At 69.4% G+C, this 20940-nt stretch carries 28 protein-coding genes; 20 read left to right on the top strand and 8 right to left on the bottom strand.

Annotated features, from left to right (window positions below; genetic code table 11):
* Nucleotides 1–27 precede the first annotated feature (27 nt).
* The 3 genes from ABLE43_RS12930 to ABLE43_RS12920 all read left to right on the top strand — a co-directional run bounded on the left by ABLE43_RS12930 (nt 28) and on the right by ABLE43_RS12920 (nt 2907).
* Entirely contained in the window at nt 28–1407 is a 1380-nt protein-coding gene (locus ABLE43_RS12930; protein WP_348978853.1) for a DEAD/DEAH box helicase, read from the top strand.
* Between the two features lie 3 nt (nt 1408–1410).
* A complete protein-coding gene (locus ABLE43_RS12925) occupies nt 1411–1620 on the top strand; it encodes a DUF1289 domain-containing protein (protein ID WP_348978852.1) in 210 nt (69 codons plus the stop codon).
* Nucleotides 1621–1683: 63 nt separating this feature from the next.
* Nucleotides 1684–2907, top strand: coding sequence for an SDR family oxidoreductase (locus ABLE43_RS12920; protein ID WP_348978851.1), 1224 nt, complete (start codon nt 1684–1686; stop codon nt 2905–2907).
* Between the two features lie 32 nt (nt 2908–2939).
* On the opposite strand, the gene gmk is transcribed toward ABLE43_RS12920, so the two are convergent.
* The 6 genes from gmk to ABLE43_RS12890 all read right to left on the bottom strand — a co-directional run bounded on the left by gmk (nt 2940) and on the right by ABLE43_RS12890 (nt 6485).
* Nucleotides 2940–3599: a guanylate kinase gene (gene gmk / locus ABLE43_RS12915; RefSeq protein WP_348978850.1), complete on the bottom strand. Its 660-nt coding sequence runs from the start codon at nt 3597–3599 to the stop codon at nt 2940–2942.
* Between the two features lie 71 nt (nt 3600–3670).
* Entirely contained in the window at nt 3671–3877 is a 207-nt protein-coding gene (locus ABLE43_RS12910) for a hypothetical protein (RefSeq protein WP_348978849.1), read from the bottom strand.
* Nucleotides 3874–4089 carry a hypothetical protein gene (locus ABLE43_RS12905; RefSeq protein ID WP_348978848.1) on the bottom strand — a complete coding sequence of 72 codons (216 nt, stop codon included), beginning with the start codon at nt 4087–4089 and terminating at the stop codon, nt 3874–3876. The genes ABLE43_RS12910 and ABLE43_RS12905 overlap by 4 nt, the downstream gene beginning before the upstream one ends.
* A 91-nt stretch (nt 4090–4180) precedes the next feature.
* Complete coding sequence (gene fumC, locus ABLE43_RS12900; RefSeq protein ID WP_348978847.1) at nt 4181–5566, bottom strand: class II fumarate hydratase; 1386 nt, start codon at nt 5564–5566, stop codon at nt 4181–4183.
* Between the two features lie 23 nt (nt 5567–5589).
* Nucleotides 5590–6006, bottom strand: coding sequence for a GNAT family N-acetyltransferase (locus tag ABLE43_RS12895; RefSeq protein WP_348978846.1), 417 nt, complete (start codon nt 6004–6006; stop codon nt 5590–5592).
* The gene (locus ABLE43_RS12890) at nt 6003–6485 is read right to left on the bottom strand and encodes an SspB family protein (protein ID WP_348978845.1); all 483 of its coding nucleotides are present in this window, start codon (nt 6483–6485) and stop codon (nt 6003–6005) included. The genes ABLE43_RS12895 and ABLE43_RS12890 overlap by 4 nt, the downstream gene beginning before the upstream one ends.
* A gap of 81 nt (nt 6486–6566) precedes the next feature.
* On the opposite strand from ABLE43_RS12890, the gene hisB reads away from it, so the two are divergent.
* The 9 genes from hisB to ABLE43_RS12845 all read left to right on the top strand — a co-directional run bounded on the left by hisB (nt 6567) and on the right by ABLE43_RS12845 (nt 12214).
* Entirely contained in the window at nt 6567–7154 is a 588-nt protein-coding gene (gene hisB, locus ABLE43_RS12885) for an imidazoleglycerol-phosphate dehydratase HisB (RefSeq protein WP_348978844.1), read from the top strand.
* A 1-nt stretch (nt 7155) separates the two neighbouring features.
* Complete coding sequence (locus tag ABLE43_RS12880) at nt 7156–7461, top strand: YciI family protein (RefSeq protein ID WP_348978843.1); 306 nt, start codon at nt 7156–7158, stop codon at nt 7459–7461.
* Nucleotides 7458–8057: an imidazole glycerol phosphate synthase subunit HisH gene (gene hisH, locus ABLE43_RS12875; RefSeq protein WP_348978842.1), complete on the top strand. Its 600-nt coding sequence runs from the start codon at nt 7458–7460 to the stop codon at nt 8055–8057. Before ABLE43_RS12880 ends, hisH begins: the two co-directional genes overlap by 4 nt.
* Nucleotides 8045–8773 carry a 1-(5-phosphoribosyl)-5-[(5-phosphoribosylamino)methylideneamino]imidazole-4-carboxamide isomerase gene (gene hisA, locus ABLE43_RS12870; protein ID WP_348978841.1) on the top strand — a complete coding sequence of 243 codons (729 nt, stop codon included), beginning with the start codon at nt 8045–8047 and terminating at the stop codon, nt 8771–8773. Before hisH ends, hisA begins: the two co-directional genes overlap by 13 nt.
* Nucleotides 8770–9531 (top strand): imidazole glycerol phosphate synthase subunit HisF, encoded by a 762-nt coding sequence (gene hisF, locus ABLE43_RS12865; protein WP_348978840.1) that lies wholly within the window; start codon nt 8770–8772, stop codon nt 9529–9531. Before hisA ends, hisF begins: the two co-directional genes overlap by 4 nt.
* 173 nt (nt 9532–9704) lie before the next feature.
* Entirely contained in the window at nt 9705–9851 is a 147-nt protein-coding gene (locus ABLE43_RS12860; RefSeq protein ID WP_348978839.1) for a hypothetical protein, read from the top strand.
* A gap of 3 nt (nt 9852–9854) precedes the next feature.
* Nucleotides 9855–10172, top strand: a complete 318-nt coding sequence (locus ABLE43_RS12855; protein WP_348978838.1) for a phosphoribosyl-ATP diphosphatase — start codon at nt 9855–9857, stop codon at nt 10170–10172.
* A gap of 5 nt (nt 10173–10177) precedes the next feature.
* Nucleotides 10178–10555, top strand: a complete 378-nt coding sequence (locus tag ABLE43_RS12850) for a histidine triad nucleotide-binding protein (RefSeq protein WP_348978837.1) — start codon at nt 10178–10180, stop codon at nt 10553–10555.
* 114 nt (nt 10556–10669) lie between these two features.
* The gene (locus ABLE43_RS12845) at nt 10670–12214 is read left to right on the top strand and encodes an amino acid permease (RefSeq protein WP_348978836.1); all 1545 of its coding nucleotides are present in this window, start codon (nt 10670–10672) and stop codon (nt 12212–12214) included.
* A gap of 69 nt (nt 12215–12283) precedes the next feature.
* On the opposite strand, the gene ABLE43_RS12840 is transcribed toward ABLE43_RS12845, so the two are convergent.
* Entirely contained in the window at nt 12284–13282 is a 999-nt protein-coding gene (locus tag ABLE43_RS12840) for an adenosine kinase (RefSeq protein WP_348978835.1), read from the bottom strand.
* Nucleotides 13283–13415: 133 nt separating this feature from the next.
* Between ABLE43_RS12840 and ABLE43_RS12835 the strand changes: the two genes are divergently transcribed.
* The 3 genes from ABLE43_RS12835 (at nt 13416) to ABLE43_RS12825 (ending at nt 15293) form a co-directional block, all read left to right on the top strand.
* Nucleotides 13416–14105, top strand: coding sequence for an EI24 domain-containing protein (locus ABLE43_RS12835; protein WP_348978834.1), 690 nt, complete (start codon nt 13416–13418; stop codon nt 14103–14105).
* A 1-nt stretch (nt 14106) separates the two neighbouring features.
* A complete protein-coding gene (locus ABLE43_RS12830; RefSeq protein WP_348978833.1) occupies nt 14107–14478 on the top strand; it encodes a hypothetical protein in 372 nt (123 codons plus the stop codon).
* 68 nt (nt 14479–14546) lie between these two features.
* Nucleotides 14547–15293, top strand: coding sequence for an HAD-IIB family hydrolase (locus ABLE43_RS12825; protein ID WP_348978832.1), 747 nt, complete (start codon nt 14547–14549; stop codon nt 15291–15293).
* A 205-nt stretch (nt 15294–15498) separates the two neighbouring features.
* Here ABLE43_RS12825 and ABLE43_RS12820 read toward each other — a convergent pair whose 3' ends face one another.
* Entirely contained in the window at nt 15499–16338 is an 840-nt protein-coding gene (locus tag ABLE43_RS12820; protein ID WP_348978831.1) for a metal-dependent hydrolase, read from the bottom strand.
* A 47-nt stretch (nt 16339–16385) separates the two neighbouring features.
* Between ABLE43_RS12820 and ABLE43_RS12815 the strand changes: the two genes are divergently transcribed.
* From ABLE43_RS12815 to ABLE43_RS12795, 5 genes are all read left to right on the top strand, one after another.
* Nucleotides 16386–16973: a TetR/AcrR family transcriptional regulator gene (locus ABLE43_RS12815; RefSeq protein WP_348978830.1), complete on the top strand. Its 588-nt coding sequence runs from the start codon at nt 16386–16388 to the stop codon at nt 16971–16973.
* Complete coding sequence (locus tag ABLE43_RS12810) at nt 16967–17449, top strand: GNAT family N-acetyltransferase (RefSeq protein ID WP_348978829.1); 483 nt, start codon at nt 16967–16969, stop codon at nt 17447–17449. The genes ABLE43_RS12815 and ABLE43_RS12810 overlap by 7 nt, the downstream gene beginning before the upstream one ends.
* Before the next feature lie 424 nt (nt 17450–17873).
* The gene (gene obgE / locus ABLE43_RS12805; RefSeq protein ID WP_348978828.1) at nt 17874–18917 is read left to right on the top strand and encodes a GTPase ObgE; all 1044 of its coding nucleotides are present in this window, start codon (nt 17874–17876) and stop codon (nt 18915–18917) included.
* Entirely contained in the window at nt 18902–20044 is a 1143-nt protein-coding gene (gene proB / locus ABLE43_RS12800; RefSeq protein WP_348978827.1) for a glutamate 5-kinase, read from the top strand. The genes obgE and proB overlap by 16 nt, the downstream gene beginning before the upstream one ends.
* Nucleotides 20041–20940 (top strand): NAD-dependent epimerase/dehydratase family protein, encoded by a 900-nt coding sequence (locus ABLE43_RS12795; protein ID WP_348978826.1) that lies wholly within the window; start codon nt 20041–20043, stop codon nt 20938–20940. The genes proB and ABLE43_RS12795 overlap by 4 nt, the downstream gene beginning before the upstream one ends.

The raw sequence follows: 20940 nt of genomic DNA, 5'->3' as shown, positions 1-20940 counted from the left end.
CTCAGCGCCCTAAACGCTGGAAACTGCATGAGCTTCGCCGATCTCGGCCTGTCCGACGAACTGCTGCGGTCGGTTACCGACGCAGGCTATAGCGAGCCGACCCCGATCCAGGCGGCGGCGATCCCGTCGGTGCTGATGATGCGCGATCTGGTCGCCGTCGCGCAGACCGGGACCGGCAAGACCGCGTCGTTCGTGCTGCCGATGATCGACATTCTGGCGCAGGGGCGCAGCCGTGCGCGGATGCCGCGTTCGCTGATCCTCGAACCGACGCGCGAACTGGCGGCGCAGGTCGCCGAGAATTTCGAGAAATACGGCGTCCACCACAAGCTGTCGATGGCGCTGCTGATCGGCGGCGTGTCGATGGGCGACCAGCTGGCCGCGCTCGAAAAGGGCGTCGACGTGCTGATCGCGACGCCGGGGCGGCTGATGGACCTGTTCACCCGCGGCAAGATCCTGCTCACCGGCTGTTCGATGCTGGTGATCGACGAGGCGGACCGGATGCTCGACATGGGGTTCATTCCCGATATCGAGGAAATCTGCACCAAGCTGCCGAAGCAGCGCCAGACCCTGTTGTTCTCGGCCACCATGCCGCCGCCGATCAAGAAGCTGGCAGACAAGTTCCTCGACAATCCCAAGACGATCGAGGTCGCCCGCCCCGCCACCACCAACACCAACATCACCCAGGCGCTGGTGCCGGTCAGCGCGGCGAAGAAGCGCGACGTGCTGCGGCGGCTGCTGTCGGGCGCGGACCTGCGCAACGCGATCATCTTCTGCAACCGCAAGACGACCGTGCGCGAACTGAACAAGAGCCTGCAACGCGCAGGGTTCCGCTCGGCGGAGATCCACGGCGACATGGAACAGTCGGCGCGCATCGCCGAGCTGGAGCGGTTCAAGACGGGCGACGTGACCATCCTCGTCGCCTCCGACGTCGCGGCGCGCGGGCTGGACATCAAGGGGGTCAGCCATGTCGTCAACTTCGACGCGCCGTGGCACCCGGACGATTACGTCCATCGCATCGGTCGCACCGGGCGCGGCGGCGCTACCGGCACCGCCTGGACGCTGGTGACGGACGACGACAGCGACAACATCGCCAACATCCAGAAGCTGACCGGGCAGACGATCCCGGTCATGGACATGGGCAGCGCCCCCGCCGCGCCCGAACCGGCGGCCGAGGAAGCCGAAGCGCCGCGTCGCGAACGCCGCACCCGTCCCGCCGCCCGCGACAATGCCGCCAACCCGCGCCGCCGCGAGCGCGAGGCCGAACCCGCTCCGCGTCCGCAGCGCGCGCCCGAACCGGCGCAGCGGCGCGACGAACGCCCGGCCCGCTATGTCCAGCAGGACGCGGTCGAGGACGGCGGCTGGAACGGCCCGGTTCCCGCCTTCCTGAGCGTCCGCCTGACCAACTGAGCCGTGGACGCCGACGATCCGTTCGAGACGGTCGCCCCCCAGGCGATCGAAAGCCCGTGCGTGCTGGTCTGCTCGATCGATACCGCCACCGGCTGGTGCCTCGGCTGCGGGCGCACGCGCGACGAGATTGCGGCATGGACGGCGATCGATGGCGCTGCGCGGCGGGCGGTGATGGCACAACTGCCTGAAAGAATGGCGTTGCTCGACGCCTGATCCGGACCCAGGCGGGCTTCCGCGCGTTCGCAGCCGGGTCTGAAGTCAGCCGGAGTGCGTATCATGTCCGTGACCCTGAAACCCCTGTCCGAACAGACCATCGTCATCACCGGTGCCTCGTCCGGCATCGGGCTTGCCACCGCGCGCCGCGCCGCGCGCGCCGGTGCCCGCGTCGTGCTGGTCGCCCGCAACGAGGAGGCGCTGGCCGAAGCGGTCGAATCGATCCGCGCCTTCGGGGGCCGCGCCACCCATCTCGCGATCGACGTGACCGCCGCCGATGCGCCGGAACGCATCGGAGAAAAGGCGCGCGAGACGTTCGGCGGGTTCGATTCGTGGGTCAACGACGCGGCGGTGGCAGTCTATGCCCCGCTGCTCGACACCGGCATCGACGAACAGCGGCGCGCGTTCGACGTCGGCTATTTCGCGACGGTCGCCGCCTCGCTCTATGCCGCGCGCGAACTGACCGCACGGGGCGGCGGCGCGATCGTCAACGTCGGCTCGATCCTGTCGGACCGTTCGGTGCCGCTGCAGGGCGCGTACAGCGCGATGAAGCATGCGGTACAGGGCTTTACCGAGGCGCTGCGCATGGAACTGGAGGCCGACGGCCGCCCGGTGTCGGTGACGCTGGTCAAGCCCGCCGCGATCGATACCCCCTATCCCGAACATGCCCGCAACCGGATGGACAAGCCCGCGCGGGTGCCGCCGGTGGTCTATGACCCCGAACTGGTCGCCAAGGCGATCTGCTTCGCGGTCGCCCATCCCAAGCGCGACCTGACGGTCGGCGGCACCGGCATGGTGATGACCAGGATGAGCAACCTGCTGCCGCGCAGCGCCGACCGGTTCATGGAGGCGTTCTTCGGCGAGGCGGCGCAGACGATCGACACGCCTGCCGAACCGGGAGCCAAGGATAACCTCTATCGCCCGCGCAAGGACGGGCGCGAGCGGTCGAACCAGGACATCCATGTCCGCAAGCAGAGCCTCGCGCTCGAGGCGCAGATGCGGCCGTGGACGACGCTGGCGATTCTCGGCGGGATCGGCGCGGCGGCGGGTGCGCTGCTGTCGCTGCGCGGGTCGACGCCCCGCCGGGCGGCTGCGCCCAAGCTGCTGCCGCCGCCCGAGAAGCTCGCGCCGCTGCCGGAATCGCGCGGCGTCGCACCGGTGGACGGGAACAGCATCCCCGAACCGTCAGGAGTCGCCAGCACCGTGCCGGGCGAGCGCTTCTCGGAACGCGCGCCCGACATGCCCGCCGCCCCCAGCGCGGCGGAGATCAAGGTCGCGACCGCCTGAACCAGGCCCTCCCCGCCGCGGCGGGGAGGCTTTCAGGGTGCCGGGTTCATCAGCTTGCGGATGAACCCGATCAGCCCCGTCTGCCGCGACCGGCGGAGACGTTCGGCGGCAAGGATCGTCTGCACCTTGCGGAAACACGCCTCGACATCGTCGTTGACGAGGACATAGTCATAGCCGTCCCAGTGGCTGACCTCGGCAGCGGCGCGGGCCATGCGTCCGTCGATCACTTCCTTCGAGTCGGTATTGCGCGCGACCAGTCGCTGGTGCAGCTCGGCCATCGACGGCGGCAGGATGAAGACGCGCACGACGTCCCCGCCCGCGATCTGGAACAGTTGCTGCGCGCCCTGCCAGTCGATGTCGAACAGCACGTCCTTGCCCGCGCTCAGCATCTCCTCGACGGCGGCGCGCGGCGTACCGTAACGGTTGCCGAACACATGCGCCCATTCGAGAAACTCATGGGCGGTCGCCATGCGGCGGAATTCTTCGAGATCGACGAAATGATAGTCCTTGCCGTCCACCTCGCCGGGGCGAGGGAGGCGCGTCGTCGCGGAAACCGACATGGAGAGATCGTCTTCCGCCGCGAGCAGCTTGCGCGCGATCGTCGATTTTCCGGCACCCGAGGGGGACGAGAGGACGAAGAGCACACCCCGCCGTTTGAAGCCGTGGCGGTCGTGGTCTGGCAAATGGGTCATGGGCGCGCCTGATGGCGCGCCCATGGGGGAATCGTCAAGGGGCGACGGCACCGCCGCCCGGCCAGCGGATGTCAGTAACCGCGTCGCAGGCGATCGAGCTTGCGCCGGTCATAGGCCTTCTTCGCCGCATAGCCGCCGCCCAGAATCATGCCCAGCGGTCCCATGCGCCGCATCAGGCTGCCCGCGGCCCAGCCCATCGCGGCACCTTTCACGCCGCCGCGTCCGTCGCGACGATCGATCTCGCGCCCGACCAGCGCGCCGATAACCCGTCCGATCATGCTGCCTTCTCCTCGAACAATTGCGCCTTCAGTTCGCCCGCGCCGCGCAATACCGCCCAGCCGACGGCATAGGTGATCGCGACGGGGATCACGACCTTCAGAACATTGGCGACGACGGCACCCTTGATCGCACCGTCGACGCTCGAATCGTCACCGCCGTCGAGACTGTCGATGAAGCCGCCGACCAGCGCGCCAATAGTTGTCGCACCCATATGTTCACCTTCACGTCGTTATGATAGTATAGCGCCGAAACGGATCAGTAGTTCCCTGCCGTCCGCAGATCGGATACCGATTCGTGCGCGCTCAGCCGACCATGGTTTCCGGCCGCACCAGCCGGTCGAACGTCGCCTCGTCCACCAGCCCGAGCGCCAGTCCCGCCTCGCGCAGCGTCTGTCCTTCGGCATGGGCATGCTTGGCGATCTTCGCGGCATTGTCATAGCCGATCTCGGGAGCCAGCGCCGTCACCAGCATCAGCGAGCGTTCGACCAGTTCGGCGATCCGCGCGCGATTGGGCTCGATCCCGTCGACGCAGCGCTCGGCAAAGCTGGTCATGCCCACCGACAGCAGGTCGATCGAACGCAGCACCCCCGCCCCGATCAGCGGCTTGAACACGTTGAGTTCCAGATGCCCCTGCATGCCCCCGACCGTCACCGCCATGTGGTTGCCGATCACCTGCGCCGCGACCATCGTCAGCATCTCGCACTGGGTCGGGTTGACCTTGCCCGGCATGATCGAGCTGCCGGGTTCGTTGGCGGGCAGGTCGATCTCGCCCAGCCCCGAGCGCGGGCCGGAGCCGAGCAGACGGACGTCGTTGGCGATCTTGGTCAGCGCCACCGCCAGCGTGTTGAGCGTGCCCGACAGCTGCACCAGCGGGTCGTTCGATGCCAGCGCCTCGAACTTGTTCGGTGCGGTGACGAAGGGATGGCCGGTGATCGCCGCGATCTCTGCCGCGATCGCCTCGGCAAAGCCCGGCGCGGCGTTCAGGCCGGTGCCGACCGCCGTACCGCCCTGTGCGAGGCGCAGCAGGTCATCCTCGGCAGCGCGCAATCGGCGATACGAGTCGCGCAGCTGCGCGGCATAGCCGGAAAACTCCTGCCCCAGCGTCAGCGGGGTCGCGTCCTGCAAATGGGTGCGACCGATCTTGACGAGATCGCGCCACGCCTGCGCCTTCGCTTCCAGCGATCCGGCCAGCCGGTCGAGCGCCGGGATCAGGTCGCGGTTCAGCGCCACCACCGCCGCGACATGCAGCGCGGTCGGGAAGCTGTCGTTCGACGACTGGCCCTGGTTGACGTGATCGTTGGGATGCACCGGCGTCTTGCCGCCGCGCGTGCCGGTCAGCGCCTCGTTGGCGCGGCCCGCGATCACTTCGTTGACGTTCATGTTCGACTGCGTGCCGCTGCCGGTCTGCCAGATGACCAGCGGGAACTGGTCGTCCAGCTTCCCCGCGATCACCTCGCCCGCCGCCGACTCGATCGCATCGGCGATCGCCGGAGCAAGGCCGTGCGCGCGGTTCACCCGCGCCGCCGCCTGCTTCACGATCGCCAGCGCATGGACGATGCCGATCGGCATGCGTTCGCTGGCAGCGAACGGGAAGTTCTCGATCGACCGTTCGGTCTGCGCACCCCAATAGGCGCTGGCGGGGACTTCGATCGCGCCGATCGAGTCGGTTTCGGTGCGGGTGTCGTTCATGCCTGCAACAACCGTTCGCGCGGTCAGTCGATCCGCTTGGTCATGAAGAAGCGCGTCTCGCCGACCGGATAGTCGGGAATCTCGCCGAAGGTCACGAAGCCCAGCTTCTCGTAGAAGCCGCGCGCCTGGAAGCTGTAGGTGTCGAGCCAGATGCCGATGCACCCGGCGTCGCGGGCGATCGTCTCCGCCTGTCCCATCAGCTCGCGGCCCAGCCCCTGCCCCTGCCGCTCGGTCGGGACCGAGATATATTGCACGAACAGCCAGTCATAGGCGATCATGCCCCACAGGCCACCGTTGATCGCCCCGTCATCGCCGCGGGTGACGATCGCGACCTGCTGCCGCTTCGTCGGGCCGACCGCGCGGTCGTTGTGCGCGACCAGCGCGGCCATGATCGCCATCCGCTCGGCCTCGCCGGGCGCCTCGACGATCTCGACCGTCATTTCTTGCGCTTGAAATCGACCGCGACGACGTTCGACCCGTCCTCGCTGGTGGTGATCGGCGCGTCGTTCTCGGGCGGATCATGCGGTTCGGGATCGTTGCCGATGTCGTCGCTCGCCTGGAAACGCAGCTCGAAATTGACCGCCGGATCGTGAAAGCCGGTGATCGCCGAATAGGGGATGACGAGCGTCGAGGGGATGCCGCCGAAGCTCAGCCCCACCGAGAATCGCGTCGCATCGACGACCAGATCCCAGAAGCGGTGCTGGATGACGATCGTCATCTCGTCGGGGAAGCGCTCGACCAACCGCCGGGGGATGTCGACGCCGGGGGCCTGCGTCTTGAAGGTGATGTAGAAATGATGCTCGCCGGGCAGCGCGCCGCTGGCGGAGACCTGCCCCAGCACGCGGCCCACCACCGCGCGCAGGGCTTCCTGGACGATCTCGTCATACGGGATCAGGCTGTCGGCGACGCTCTGGCTCATGGGCTCTTGGGTAGCGGGGATTCGTCCCCGGTCAAGATTCGTTACGTTGCATGGAGGCGCACGCGCGCTATGGGGAGCGCCATGCGCACCGCCACCATCGCCCGCACCACCAGCGAGACATCGATCGAGGTCACGCTGAACCTCGACGGCACCGGCAAGTACGACGTGTCGACCGGGGTCGGCTTCTTCGACCACATGCTCGAACAGCTCAGCCGCCATTCGCTGATCGACCTGACCGTGCGGACGAAGGGCGACCTGCATATCGACGCGCATCACACCGTCGAGGATACCGGCATCGCGATCGGCCAGGCGTTCGCGCAGGCATTGGGCGACAAGCGCGGCATCCGCCGCTATGGCGAGGCGCTGTCGCCGATGGACGAGACGCTGACCCGCGTCGCGCTCGACATCTCGGGGCGGCCGTGGACGGTGTGGAAGGTGGCGTTCAGCCAGCCGGTGCTCGGCACGATGGATACCGAGATGTTCGGGCATTTCTGCCACAGCTTCGCGCAGGCGGCAGGCATCACGCTGCATGTCGAGACGCTGTACGGCACCAACAACCACCATATCGCCGAAAGCGTGTTCAAGGGGCTGGCGCGGTCGCTGCGCATGGCGACCGAGATCGACCCGCGCAAGGCCGATGCCGTCCCGTCCACCAAGGGAGTGTTGTAAGATGGTCGCACGTCCGATGCAGCCGATGTGCCTCGCGATGCTCACCTATGTGAAGCCGCTCGACGAGGTGGACCAGTATCGCGGCGCGCATGTCGCGTGGATCGAGGCCGCGATGCTGCGCGGCGACATGGTGCTCGCCGGACGACGCAACCCGCCGACGGGCGGCGTGCTGCTGTTCCGCGGCGAGGCGGCCGAGGTGGAGGCGCTGGCGCAGCTCGACCCGTTCGTCGTGAACGGCGTCGCGACGGTCGAGGTCGTCGCCTTCACCGCCACGCTCGCCACGCAGGCGGTGGCCGCCGCGCTGTGATCGCGCTGATCGATTACGGCGCGGGCAATCTCCATTCGGTCGCCAATGCGCTGAAGGCGGCGGGGGCGCGCGATCTGTCGATCACCGCCGACCCCGAGGTGGTGGCGAGGGCCGACCGCATCGTCCTGCCCGGCGTAGGCGCGTTCGCCGCGTGCATGGGCGGGCTCAGCGCGATCCCCGGCATGGTCGAGGCGATGGAGACGCGCGCGCTGCACGGCGGCGTGCCGTTCCTCGGCGTGTGCGTCGGCATGCAGCTGCTCGCGACCACCGGCGAGGAATTCGGCACCCATGCCGGGCTGGGCTGGATCGACGGCACCGTCGCGCGCATTCCCGCCGCGCCGGGCATCGCCGTGCCGCACATGGGCTGGAACGACGTGGTGCCCGCCGTGCCGCACCCGCTGCTGCTGCCGGGCGAGGCCTATTTCCTGCACAGCTATGCCTTCGCCGGCAGCGGCGTGCTGGCCACCACCGACCATGGCGGGCCGGTGACGGCGGCGATCGGTCGCGACAATCTGCTGGGCGTGCAGTTCCACCCCGAAAAGAGCCAGCGCTACGGATTGGCGCTGCTGGAGAGGTTCCTCGAATGGCGTCCTTGACCATCTTCCCCGCCATCGATCTGAAGGGGGGACAGATCGTCCGCCTCGCCGAAGGGGATATGGACCGCGCCACCGTCTATGGCGACGATCCCGCCCATCAGGCGACGCTGTTCGCCGATGCGGGCGCGGACCACCTCCATGTCGTCGACCTCGACGGCGCGTTCGCGGGGCAGTCGGTCAACGGCGATGCGGTCGCGGGCATCCTGAAGGCGTTTCCGGGCCGGGTGCAGCTGGGCGGCGGCATCCGCAACCGGGCGAATGTCGATCGCTGGCTCGACCTCGGCGTCGCGCGGGTGGTGATCGGCACCGCCGCGCTCGAAGACCCCGACTTCGTGCGCGAGGCGGCGCGCGCCTGCCCCGGTCAGGTGGTGGTGGCGGTCGATGCGTGGGACGGCATGGTCGCGACGCGCGGCTGGGCCGATGTGTCGGACGTGAGCGTGACCGATCTCGCCCGCCGGTTCGAGGATGCGGGGGTCGCCGCGCTGCTGTTCACCGATGTCGGGCGCGACGGGATGCTCAAGGGCTGCAACGTCGCGGCGACGACCGCGCTGGCCGCCGCCGTGTCGATCCCGGTCATCGCCAGCGGCGGGGTGGCCGACATCGGCGATATCCATGCGCTGAAGGACCAGCCGGGGATCGAGGGCGTCATCACCGGGCGCGCGCTCTACGACGGGCGGCTCGACCTTGCCGAAGCCCTTGCGGTGGCGCGGGCGTGAGCGTCCGGGTCCGCGTCATCCCCTGCCTCGACGTCCATGCCGGGCGGGTGGTCAAGGGGGTCAACTTCGTCGAGCTGCGCGATGCAGGCGATCCGGTCGAACAGGCGCGCGCCTATGACGCGGCGGGGGCGGACGAGCTGACCTTCCTCGACATCGGGGCCAGTCACGAGGGGCGCGACACCATCCTCGACGTGGTGCGGCGCACGGCGGAGGTCTGCTTCATGCCGCTGACCGTCGGCGGCGGGGTACGCACGCCCGAGGACGCGCGCGCGCTGCTGCTGGCGGGCGCGGACAAGGTGGCGGTCAATTCCGCCGCCGTCGCCCGCCCCGAACTGGTGGCGGACATCGCCGCGCGCTTCGGCAGCCAGTGCGTCACCGCCTCGGTCGATGCCCGTCGCGTGGGGACACGCTGGGAGGTGTTCACCCACGGCGGCAGGCGCGCGACCGGCATCGATGCGGTCGAACATGCGCTCAGGCTGGCCGAACTCGGCGCGGGCGAGCTGCTCGTCACCTCGATGGACCGCGACGGGACGCGCGACGGCTACGACCTTGCGCTGATCCGCACCATCGCCGACGCGGTGGCGGTGCCGGTGGTGGCCTCGGGCGGGGTCGGCACGCTCGACCATCTGGTCGAGGGGGTGACGCAGGGGCATGCCAGCGCGGTGCTGGCGGCATCGATCTTCCATTTTGGCGAGGCGTCGGTCGCCGATGCCCATGCCGCGCTGGCGCGGGCGGGCGTGCCGGTCCGGGCGCACTGAAATCCTCCCCGCTCGCGGGGAGGGGGACCGCCGCGAAGCGGTGGTGGAGGGGGCGTTCGGCATACGCAGCGGTAGCGTTCGCGGCGATCCCCCTCCACCATGCTGCGCATGGTCCCCCTCCCCGTTCCGGGGAGGATTTGCAGGTGGCGTAAAACTCCCTAATGCCCTCCGCGATGACTCCCGCCGCCCCTGCCCCCCATAACGGCATCGCCCCGCCGCGCGGCGGTTTCGCGCTGTCCGACGTGGCGACCTTCGTCGCGGTGGCGGTCATGGTCGTGCTGGCCCGCCGGGCGATCCGCAACCGCAAGCGCAAGGACTGATCCATGGACGCGCTCGACCATCTCGAATCGGTGATCGCCGCCCGCCTGCACGGCGATCCGGCGACCTCCTATGTCGCGAAGCTCCATGCGCGCGGCACGGCCAAGATCGCGCAGAAGGTCGGCGAGGAAGCGGTCGAATGCGTCATCGCCGCCTGCCGGGACGAGCGCGACGGACTGATCGGCGAGGCGGCGGACCTGTTGTTCCACCTGCTGGTGCTGCTCGGCGATCGCGGCATCACGCTCGACGAGGTGCGCGCGGAACTCGCGCGCCGCGACGGCCTGTCGGGCATCGCCGAGAAAGCCGCCCGCCCCGAGGAGTGAGTGCCATGCCGATCGACGCGACCCTGCCGTATGACGACGACAATATCTTCGCCCGCATCCTGCGCGGCGAGATTCCCGCGCGGCGGGTGTACGAGGACGACTTCGCCCTCGCCTTCCACGACATCGCCCCGCAGGCGCCGGTCCATATCCTGGTAATCCCGAAGGGCCGTTATGTCTCGTGGGACGATTTCTCGGCGCGCGCCGGCGACGCGGAAATCGCCGGATTCGTCCGCGCGGTCGGCCAGGTCGCGCGCGAACACGGCCTGGTCGAACCGGGCTATCGCCTGCTCGCCAACATCGGTCGCAACGGGGGGCAGGAGGTCGCGCATCTCCACGTCCACCTCTTCGGCGGCAGGCAACTCGGCATCATGCTGGCGCAATAGGACAGCTTTGTTGCACGAAAGGAATTGCACGTCCCGTTTTTGCGGGTAGCATCCGCCCCATTCAATCAAGAGCGCGCCGCCGCGTAGCATGGCGGCGCATCGGGGGATCGCTTCATGATATTCGGGCGCGTCAAACCACTCGACGCCATTCTGGCCACGGCGGAGCGCAAGTCGCTCACCCGCACGCTGGGCGCGTGGCAACTCACCCTGCTGGGCGTCGGCGCCATCATCGGCACCGGCATCTTCGTGCTGACCTCCGAAGCCGCGCAGAAGGCGGGGCCGGGGATGATGATCTCGTTCATCATCGCCGCCGTCGTCTGCGGCGTGGCGGCACTATGCTATTCCGAGTTCGCGTCGATGGTGCCGGTGTCGGGATCGGCCTATACCTATACCTATGCCGTCATGGGCGAACTGCTCGCGTGGATGGTGGGCTGGGCGCTGGTCCTCGAATATGCCGTCGCGGCGTCGGCGGTGTCGGTCGGCTGGTCGGGCTATTTCGTCGGGCAGTTGCAGGGATGGTTCGGCATCACGCTGCCCACCGCACTGATTTCCGGTCCGTACGTGCCCGGTGGCCTCGTCAACCTGCCCGCCGTTGTCATCGCGCTGGTTATTACCGGACTGCTGATGCTGGGCACCAGCGAGAGCGCGAAGGTCAACGCCGTGCTCGTCGCGATCAAGGTGACGGCGCTGGTCGCGTTCATCGTACTGGCGCTGCCGGTCATGAAGATGGAGAATTTCGAGCCGTTCGCCCCGAACGGCTGGTTCGGCGAAGGCGGCGCGGGCGTCGTCGGTGCGGCTGCCTCGATCTTCTTCGCCTATGTCGGGTTCGACGCGGTATCGACCGCTGCCGAGGAGACGAAGAACCCGCAGCGCAACGTGCCGCTGGGCCTGATCGGCAGTCTTGCGATCTGCACCATCTTCTACATGCTGGTCGCCGCCGGTGCGATCGGTTCGCCGCTCGGGTCGCAGCCGGTGACGAGCGCGATGGGCGAATGGCTCGCCCCCGGTTCGGCGGCGCTGGGTGCACGCTGCACCGAACTGGCGACGGCGGGCACCGAACCGCTGGCCTGTTCCAAGGAAGCGCTGGCGCACGTGCTGCGTGAGATCGGCTATCTCAACATCGGCAACCTGATCGGGCTGGCGGCCTTCCTCGCGCTGCCGTCGGTCATCCTCGTCATGCTGTTCGGCCAGACGCGAATCTTCTTCACCATGTCGCGCGACGGGCTGCTGCCCGAGAAGCTGTCGGCGATCCATCCGAAGTGGAAGACGCCGCACGTCATCACCGCGATCACCGGCATCGGCGTGACCTTCGCCGCCGCGTTCCTGCCGGTCGGCAAGCTGGCCGACATCGCCAATGCGGGCACGCTGTTCGCCTTCTTCATGGTCGCGGTCGGCGTACTGATGCTGCGGCGGCGCGATCCGGAGCGGCACCGCCCGTTCCGTACCCCCGCCGTGTGGCTGGTGGCACCGGCGACGATGATCGGCTGTGTCGGTCTGTATGTGGCACTGCCGCCCGACGCCATGCTGGTGCTGCCGGTGTGGGGCGCGGTCGGCCTCGTGATCTATTTCCTCTACGGCTATCGCCACAGCCACCTGGGACGCGGCATCGTCGAGGTGCCGGAAGCGGCGGACCACCGCGACGTGCCCGGCGCGCACTAGGCGCCCGCGACGGACAAAAAAGGGGGGCGGCCAGCGATGGCCGCCCCCTTTCCTTTTGCCGAACCCGGTTCAGCCGAGCTTGGCGGCGATCAGCTTCCTGAGATCGACCTCGGGCCGCGCGCCATAGTGCGAGATGATCTCGGCGGCGCACAGCGCGCCCATGCGGAGCGAGCGCTCGACGTCATGGCCCTGGGCCTGCCCGTGCAGGAAGCCTGCGGCGAACAGGTCGCCCGCGCCGGTCGTGTCGACCAGCCGCTCGATCGGCTCCGCCGCCACGCTGGTGCGCACCCCGTCCTGCACCGCGATCGCGCCGTGTTCGCCGCGGGTCACGACCAGCGTCGGCACCTGTACCGCGATCCGCTCGACCGCGGCGTCGAAGTCCTCGACCTGCGCCAGCGCCAGCAGTTCGTTCTCGTTGGCGAAGAGGATGTCGACCTGCCCGTCGGCGATCAGTGCGCGGAAGTCGTCGCCGTGGCGCGAGATGCAGAAGGTGTCGGACAGGGTGAAGGCGACCTTGCGGCCCGCCTCGCGTGCGATGCGGATGCCCGCGCGCATCGCCGCGCGCGGCTCCTCGGGATCCCACAGATAGCCTTCGAGATACAGGATCGCGCCGCTGGCGATGAGGTCGGCGTCGAGCGCGGCTTCGGGCAGGAACTGCGACGCGCCGAGGAAGGTGTTCATCGTCCGCTGCCCGTCGGGTGTCACGAAGATCAGGCAGCGCGCGGTGGTCGGCTCGCCCGCGCGGACGGCGGTGTCGAAGCGTACGCCGGTCGCGCGGATGTCATGCGCGAACACCGCGCCCAGCTGGTCGTCGGCGACCTGGCCGATGAAGCCGCAGCGCCCGCCGAGCGCCGCGATGGCGGCGACGGTGTTCGCCGCCGAACCGCCGGACACCTCGCGCCCCGGCCCCATCTTCGCATAGAGCGCATCGGCATCGGCGGGCGAGAAGACGAGCTGCATCGACCCCTTGGTCATGCCCTCGGCGGCGAGGAAGGCGTCGTCGGACTGGGCGAGGATGTCGACGATGGCATTGCCGATCGCGACGACATCCAGCGTGGCTTGGGTCAAGGAAACTCTCCGAATGGGCGGGGCTGCCGCATCGCGCGGCGGCATGTCGCCGGGCGTTAGCCAGCGGCGGGGATGCAGGCAAGGATTTCGCCATCGTTGACGCGGCCCGCCCCGCCCCGCATCGTCGCGCGCGATGGTCGAATCCTTCTTTCTTTCGGTGGCGCAACTGGGCGACCGGGCGTTCCTGCGCGTGCTCGCCAAGTCGCTGGCGGTGACGCTGGCGCTGCTCGTCGCGCTGGGCGTGGCGCTGGCATGGGGGGCGAACCGCATCGCGCGCGACGGCTTTGCGCTGGGCGAAGGTGCCGGCACGCTGGCGGCGGCGGCGGCGACGCTGGCGGCGGTCGCGCTGGCATGGCTGTTGTTCCGCATGGTCGCGATCGCCGTCGTCGGGCTGTTCGCCGACGAGGTGGTCGCGGCGGTCGAGGCGAAGCATTATCCGGCGGCGCTGGCCGGCGGACGCGACGTACCCTTCGCCCGGTCGGCGGCGATGGGGCTGCGGTCGGCGGGGCGCACGCTGGCGGTGAACCTGCTCGCCGCGCCGCTGTACCTGCTGCTGCTGCCGACCGGGGTGGGTACGCCGGTCGCGGTGCTGATCGTCAACGGCTGGCTGCTGGGGCGCGACCTGTTCGACATGGTCGCGGCGCGCCACCTGCCGCGTACCGCGATGCGATCGGCGCGCAGGGCGGTGCGCGCTCGGCGGTTTCTGCTCGGGGTGGCGGGAACCGGACTGCTGATGATACCGTTTGTCAATTTCGTTGCGCCCCTGATCGGCGCGGCGATGGCGACGCACGACTTTCACCGTCGGCGACGCGAGGGGGAATAGGATGCGCATCGTTTTCGGCATGGCCGCGGGCCTGCTGCTGTCCGCCTGCGCGACCGGTCCGGTCGTGCGGCAGAACGCGCTGTCGGGACCGCCCGCGCCGACCTATGGCACGCTCGGGCTGGAGCGGGTGATGGGGCAGAACGCCAACGCCCTGTCGCAGCTGTTCGGCCAGCCGCTGCTCGACCTGACCGAGGGGCCGGGGCGCAAGCTGCAATATGGCTCGGACATCTGCGTGCTCGACGCCTATCTCTATCCCCCGGCGACGGGCGGCGTGCCGGTGGTGCGCCATGTCGATGCCCGGCAGCGCAGCGGCGCGCCGATCGACCGCGCCAGTTGCGTCGCGGCACTGACCCGCGCGAGGGGCGGGCGCTGACGCCACAGAGAGTTCACACGACCGGCATAGGGGTGTCCCCGGTGCCGAACCCAAGACGGAGCATATCGATGAAGCAACTGGTCGCCTTCGACCTCGACGGAACGCTCGCAGAGAGCAAGCAGCCGCTGGGCGCGCCGATGGCGGAGGCGCTGGCCGATCTGCTGACGGTCGCCGACGTCGCGGTGATCTCGGGCGGGGACTGGCCGCAGTTCGACAAGCAGGTCGCCAGCCGCCTGCCCGAACGCGCCGACCGCAGCCGGTTGTGGCTGATGCCGACCACCGGCACCAAGCTCTATACGTGGCAGGACGGGGCATGGAAGGCGGTGTTCGCCGACCTGTTCGACGATGCGACCAAGGCGAAGATCCTCGAGGCGTTCGATGCGTCGCTGGAGGCGACCGGCTTCGTGCCCGAGCAGACCTGGGGCGAGCGGATCGAGGATCGCGGCAGCCAGATCACCTTCTCGGCACTCGGCCAGCAGGCCCCGATCGATGCCAAGGAACATTGGGACCCCAAGTTCGAGAAGCGCAAGATCATCCAGGCCGACCTGAAGCAGCGGCTGCCGGGGCTGTCGATCAACATGGGCGGTGCCACCTCGATCGACATCACCCGCGAGGGCGTGGACAAGGCGCAGGCGATGCGGCGGCTGAGCGCGGAGAGCGGGATCGCGGGCGAGGCGATGCTGTTCATCGGCGACGCGATCTTCCCCGGCGGCAACGATTATGCGCCCAAGGAGGCCGGGTTCGATACGGTCAAGATCCGCGATCCGGAGGAAACGCTGTCGGTGATCGCGGCGATCGTCGCCTGCCAGAAGTAAGATCCCCCTGCCCGCCCCGCGCCGCTGCGGGGCGGGCGGAAGTTGGCGAAGGTTGCGCAGCACGGCCTTCGCCATATCAGTTGTATTGTGCTACTGATACGGCCGTTCGTGTCGAGCACCGTCGAGACACCATGCGCTGCGCTCGAACCCCGTCCCTCGACTTCGCTCGGGACGAACGGGAGGGGTTGGATCGATCCTGCCCGCCTCAGCTTCGCGCCGCGGCATATTCGCTGTCGACCCGGCCGATCAGCGCGCGGTCGTCGTGGTTCCAGGGATGGAAACCGGGCAGGAAGAAGCCCGCCCACAGCCCCAGCACCTTGCGCGCCATGCCGGGGCGCACGAACGCATAGGCGAACAGCCGCGCCTTTACCCGCCAGCCGGTCAGCCCGTCCTGCGCCAGCAGGTCGAGCATCCCCGCCGTACGTCCGCGCAGGAAGGTGGCGGTGGTCAGCAGCATCACCAGCGCCTTGATCCGCCAGCGTTTGAAGCGGCTCCAGTCGCGCGTCGCGTGGAGCCAGGTGTCATAGGCGACGCCCTTGTGCTCGATCTCCTCGATCGCGTGCCAGCGCCACAGGTCGGCGACCTCGGGGTCGCCCCCGGCGAGATGGCGCGGGTTCGCGACCAGTTCGTGGGCGAGGATCGCGGTGAAATGTTCGAGCGCCATCGTCGCCGCCAGCTGCGCGATCGGCGGGCGCCCGTCGGTCAGCGAAAGTTCGCGGTCGACCCGCGCATCGAGGCGCGACGTGTCATAGCCATGGTCGGTAACGTGACGATTGAACGCCCGATGTTCGCGCGTGTGGATCGCCTCCTGCCGGACGAAGGCGTCGATCTCGGCCTGCAGGCGCGGCGGCGCATCGTCGCGAAAGGCGCGCACGCCGTCGATGAAGAACGCCTCGCCCTTCGGAAACGTCACCGACAGCGCGTTGTAGAAGGCGGTAGCATAGGGATCGCCGTTCAGCCACCAGCGCGCCACCCGCCCGTCGCGCGCGAAGCGCCGGTCGCGCGGGGTGATCGTCAGATCGCCGGGAGTCTTTGCTTTCGCCATGACTATGCTCCATCTGATGCCATGGAACGTGTGAACTGCTTACAGCCATGTCAATAGCGCGTCGCCGCCTGTCGCCCGAGGCGTCGCGCGACGCCGCGCTGGATGCCGCGCGCGACCTGTTGATCGAAGCGGGGCCGCAGGCGGTGACCCTCAAGGCGGTCGCGTCGCGCATCGGGCGGACGCATGCCAATCTGCTCCACCATTTCGGGTCGGCGTCCGAATTGCAGAAGGCGCTGGCCGAGCGGATGGCGACGACCATTACCGCGACGATCGGCGCGGCGGTGCTGCGCGCGCACGCCGCCGACTATGACCCGCACGAGATCGTCGACCTGACCTTCGACGCATTCGACCGCGAAGGCGCGGGCGCGCTGGCGAGCTGGATGATCCTGTCGGGCAACGACGACGCGCTCGACCCGATCCTCGATGCGATCCAGACGCTGGTCGAGCGGCTGCGCGGGGAACAGGCGCTGCGTGCGCTGCCGCTGGCCGAGGAGACGCTGCAACTGGTGCTGATGGCGCTGGGCGACGCGCTGCTGGGACAGGCGATGGCCAAGGCGCTGGGCCTGCCGCGGACCAAGGCGCGCGATCTGGCCAAGCGCGCGCTGCTGCACACCCGCGAGGATTCGGCGTGCTGATCCGCCCGGCGACCCGCGCCGACGACGGTGCGATCGCGCCGATCCTGCTGCCGGTCGTGCGCGCGGGCGAAACCTATGCGCTGGAGCGCGACCTGTCGGAACGCGATGCCCTCGCCTTCTGGCACGCCCCCGGCCACAGCGTGTTCGTCGCGGAGGTCGCGGGCGAAGTGCTGGGCAGCTATTTCCTGCGCGCCAACAAGCGCGGCGGGGGCAGCCATGTCGCCAACTGCGGCTATATCGTCGCGGGGCAAGCGACCGGGCGCGGGATCGCGCGGGCGATGGCGCAGCATTCGTTCGACCGGGCGCGCGCCGCCGGATTCCGGGCAATGCAGTTCAACTTCGTGATCGCGACCAACCGCCGTGCGGTGGCGCTGTGGCTGGGGCTGGGGTTCGAGCAGGTCGGGCGGCTGCCGGGGGCGTTCGACCATCCGGCGCTGTGCGAGGTCGATGCGCTGGTGCTGTACCGGCGGTTGTAGCAGGCTGCGCCCGATCGACATTCGGTTCGCTGAAGCAGGCAAACTGCGCCATTTTCCTGTCGTCACTCCCGCGCAGGCGGGAGCCCATATGCGCCAGCGTCGCGAATCCGGTCGAAACGTCAGAGGTTATGGATTCCCGCCTGCGCGGGAATGACGAACATCCCTGCGTATCGCTGAAGGTCGATCGGTCCTGACATGACACCAAGCCGTTCGTGCCGAGTAGGGGCTGAGCTTGTCGAAGCCCCGTATCGAAGCACCTGCGACGCATGGTCCTTCGATACGCCATTTCGACGGGCTCAATGGCTACTCGGGACGAACGGATGGGCTTCGTTGCCGCATGATTCCCGTCCGATCCGACACAGGCAAACAAGACGATGGCGGAACACCCTTTCCCCCTCGCGCGAGTCCGACTAAGCGCAGACCCATGCATTTTCTCGACCAAGCCAAGATCTTCGTCCGTTCGGGCGGGGGCGGCCCCGGCGCCGTCAGTTTCCGCCGTGAAAAGTTCATGGAATATGGCGGCCCCGACGGCGGCAACGGCGGCAAGGGCGGCGACATCATCTTTGAAGCCGTCGCCGGGCTGAACACGCTGATCGACTTTCGCTACACCCAACATTTCCGCGCCCCCCGCGGTTCGGGCGGCGCGGGTTCCAACCGGACCGGGCCGGGCGGCAACGACCTGGTGATCCGGGTGCCGGTGGGTACGCAGGTGCTGTCGGAGGACAAGGAGACGGTGCTCGCCGACTTCACCCGCGCGGGCCAGCGCGAGGTGTTCCTGCGCGGCGGCGACGGCGGGCGCGGTAACGCCAGCTACAAGACGTCCACCAACCGCGCGCCGCGCCAGCACGGCACCGGCTGGCCGGGGGACGAGGCGTGGGTATGGCTGCGCCTCAAGCTGCTGGCCGATGCCGGGCTGGTGGGCCTGCCCAATGCGGGCAAGTCGACCTTCATCAACGCCGTGACCAATGCCAATGCCAAGGTCGGCGCCTATGCCTTCACCACCACCCGCCCGCAGCTGGGCGTCGTCAGCCACCGCGACCGCGAGTTCGTGGTGGCGGACATCCCCGGACTGATCGAGGGTGCGGCGGAGGGGGCCGGGATCGGCGACCGGTTCCTCGGGCATATCGAACGGTGCCGCGTGCTGCTGCACCTGATCGACAGCCATGCCGACGATCCGGTCGAGGCGTACCGCATCGTCCGGCAGGAGCTGGAGAACTATGGCGCGGACCTGATCGACAAACCCGAGGTGATCGCGCTGAACAAGGCCGATCTGCTCGACGAGGAGCTGACGGCGGCGCTCATCGCCGAGCTGGAGGCGGCGAGCGGGGCGCAGGTGCTGCCGCTGTCCGGCGCGACCGGACAGGGGCTGGAGGCGGTGCTCGACCGGCTGCTCGAGGTAATCGGGCCGGGCGCGATGCATGCGGCGCAGGATGACGGAGAGGAACCGGGCGAATGGTCGCCGGTGTAAACGATCCTTGCGGCCAGGGGGAGGCGCTGTTCGGGCCGCGTCTGGTCGTGAAGGTCGGCTCGTCGCTGCTCGTCGCGCCCGACGGGACGGTGCGGCGGCCGTGGCTGACGGGCCTCGTCGCCGACATCGCCGAGCGGGTGCGCAGCGGGCAGCAGGTCGTCGTCGTATCCTCGGGCGCGATCGCGCTGGGGGCGCGGCGGCTGGGGCTCGGCAAGGGGGGCCGGGCGAGCCTCGAGGATGCGCAGGCCGCCGCCGCGACGGGGCAGATCGCGCTGTCGAGCGTATGGGCCGAACTGCTCGGCAACCATGGGCTGACCGCCGCGCAGCTGCTGGTGACGCTCGACGATATGGAGGATCGCCGCCGCTATCTGAACGTCGCGGCGACGCTGGGGCGGTTGCTCAAGCTCGGCGTCGTGCCGGTCGTCAACGAGAACGACAGCGTGGCGACGGAGGAAATCCGCTTCGGCGACAACGACCGGCTGGCGGCGCGGGTCGGCGCGGCGGCGCGGGCGAACGGCGTGGTGCTGCTGTCCGACATCGACGGGCTGTATGATTCGAACCCGCATAGCAATCCGGACGCGAAGCTGATCGCGCGGGTCGAGACGATCGACGCCGCCGTCCTGGCCATGGCCGATGCGAAGTCGTCGTCGGGGATGGGATCGGGGGGCATGGTGTCGAAGGTGGAGGCGGCACGAATCGCCACCGCCGCCGGGGCGACGCTGGCGATCGCCAGCGGGCGGATCGACCACCCCCTCGCCCGCTTCGCCGCGACCGGGCACGGCACGGTCTTCGCCGCCGCGCGCGGAGCACCGGCGCGCAAGGCGTGGCTGTCGGGTGGGCTGACCGATCGCGGGGCGATCCGGGTGGATGCGGGCGCGGTCGCCGCGCTGGCGGCGGGGCGCAGCCTGCTGCCCGCGGGGGCCACGGCGGTAGAGGGCGATTTCGCGCGCGGCGATCTGGTGCGGGTGGTCGATGCGACCGGGCGGACCGTCGCGCGCGGCCTTGCCGAATATGACGCCGCCGATGCGGCGCGGATCGTCGGGCGGCGCAGCGAGGAACTGGGTGAACTGCTCGGCTATGCGCCACGGTCCGCGCTGGTGCATCGCAACCATATGGCGGTGCTGTGAAGACGATCGCGCTGACCGGGGGCACCGGCTTCGTCGGGCGGCGGGTGATCGCACTGGGGGCGAGCGGCGGGCTGCACATCCGCGCGCTGACCCGGCGGGCGCAACCGGCCGAGCCGAACGTCAGCTGGGTGCGCGGCGCGCTCGACAAGCCGGACAGCCTGGCCGAGCTGGTCGCCGGCGCCGATGCGGTGCTGCATGTCGCGGGCGTGGTGAACGCGGCCGATGCGGCGGGCTTCACCGCCGGGAACGTGACCGGCACGCAGGCGATGGTCGATGCGGCGCGCGAAGGCGGGGTGCGGCGGTTCGTCCATGTCTCGTCGCTGTCGGCGCGCGAGCCGCAGCTGTCCCGCTATGGCGCGTCGAAGTGCGGCGGCGAGGCGGTGATCGAGGCGAGCGGACTGGACTGGACGATCGTGCGGCCGGGCGGCGTCTATGGGCCGGGCGACACCGAGTTGCGCGACATGTTCCGCATGGCGGCACGCGGCCTCGCGCTGCTGCCGCCGCCGGGGCGGGTCGGGCTGGTCGCGGTGGACGATCTGGCGCGGCTGCTGCTGGCGCTGCTCGATCAGCCGGGCGCAGGCGACATGTATGAGGTGGACGACGGCCATCCGCTGACCCATGCCGAACTGGCCGCGTTGATCGGACAGGCGGTGGGGCAGCGGGTGCTGCCGCTGCATCTGCCCGCCGCGCTGCTGCGGCTGGGCGCGCGGATCGACCGGCGGTTGCGGGGGGACAAGGCCAAGCTGACGCCCGACCGGGCGAGCTATCTGGCGCATCCCGACTGGACCGCCGATCCGGCGCGCCGCCCGCCGCCCGAGCTGTGGGAACCGCGCGTCGCGACGGCGCGGGGCCTTGCCGACACGGCGGCATGGTATCGCGCGCACGGTCTGCTATAG

This window comes from Sphingomonas silueang, from assembly GCF_040049155.1.
In the GTDB taxonomy this organism is placed as follows: domain Bacteria; phylum Pseudomonadota; class Alphaproteobacteria; order Sphingomonadales; family Sphingomonadaceae; genus Sphingomonas; species Sphingomonas silueang.
The sequence above is the reverse complement of the archived record's forward strand: the minus strand, read 5'-3'. Positions and strand labels throughout refer to the sequence as shown.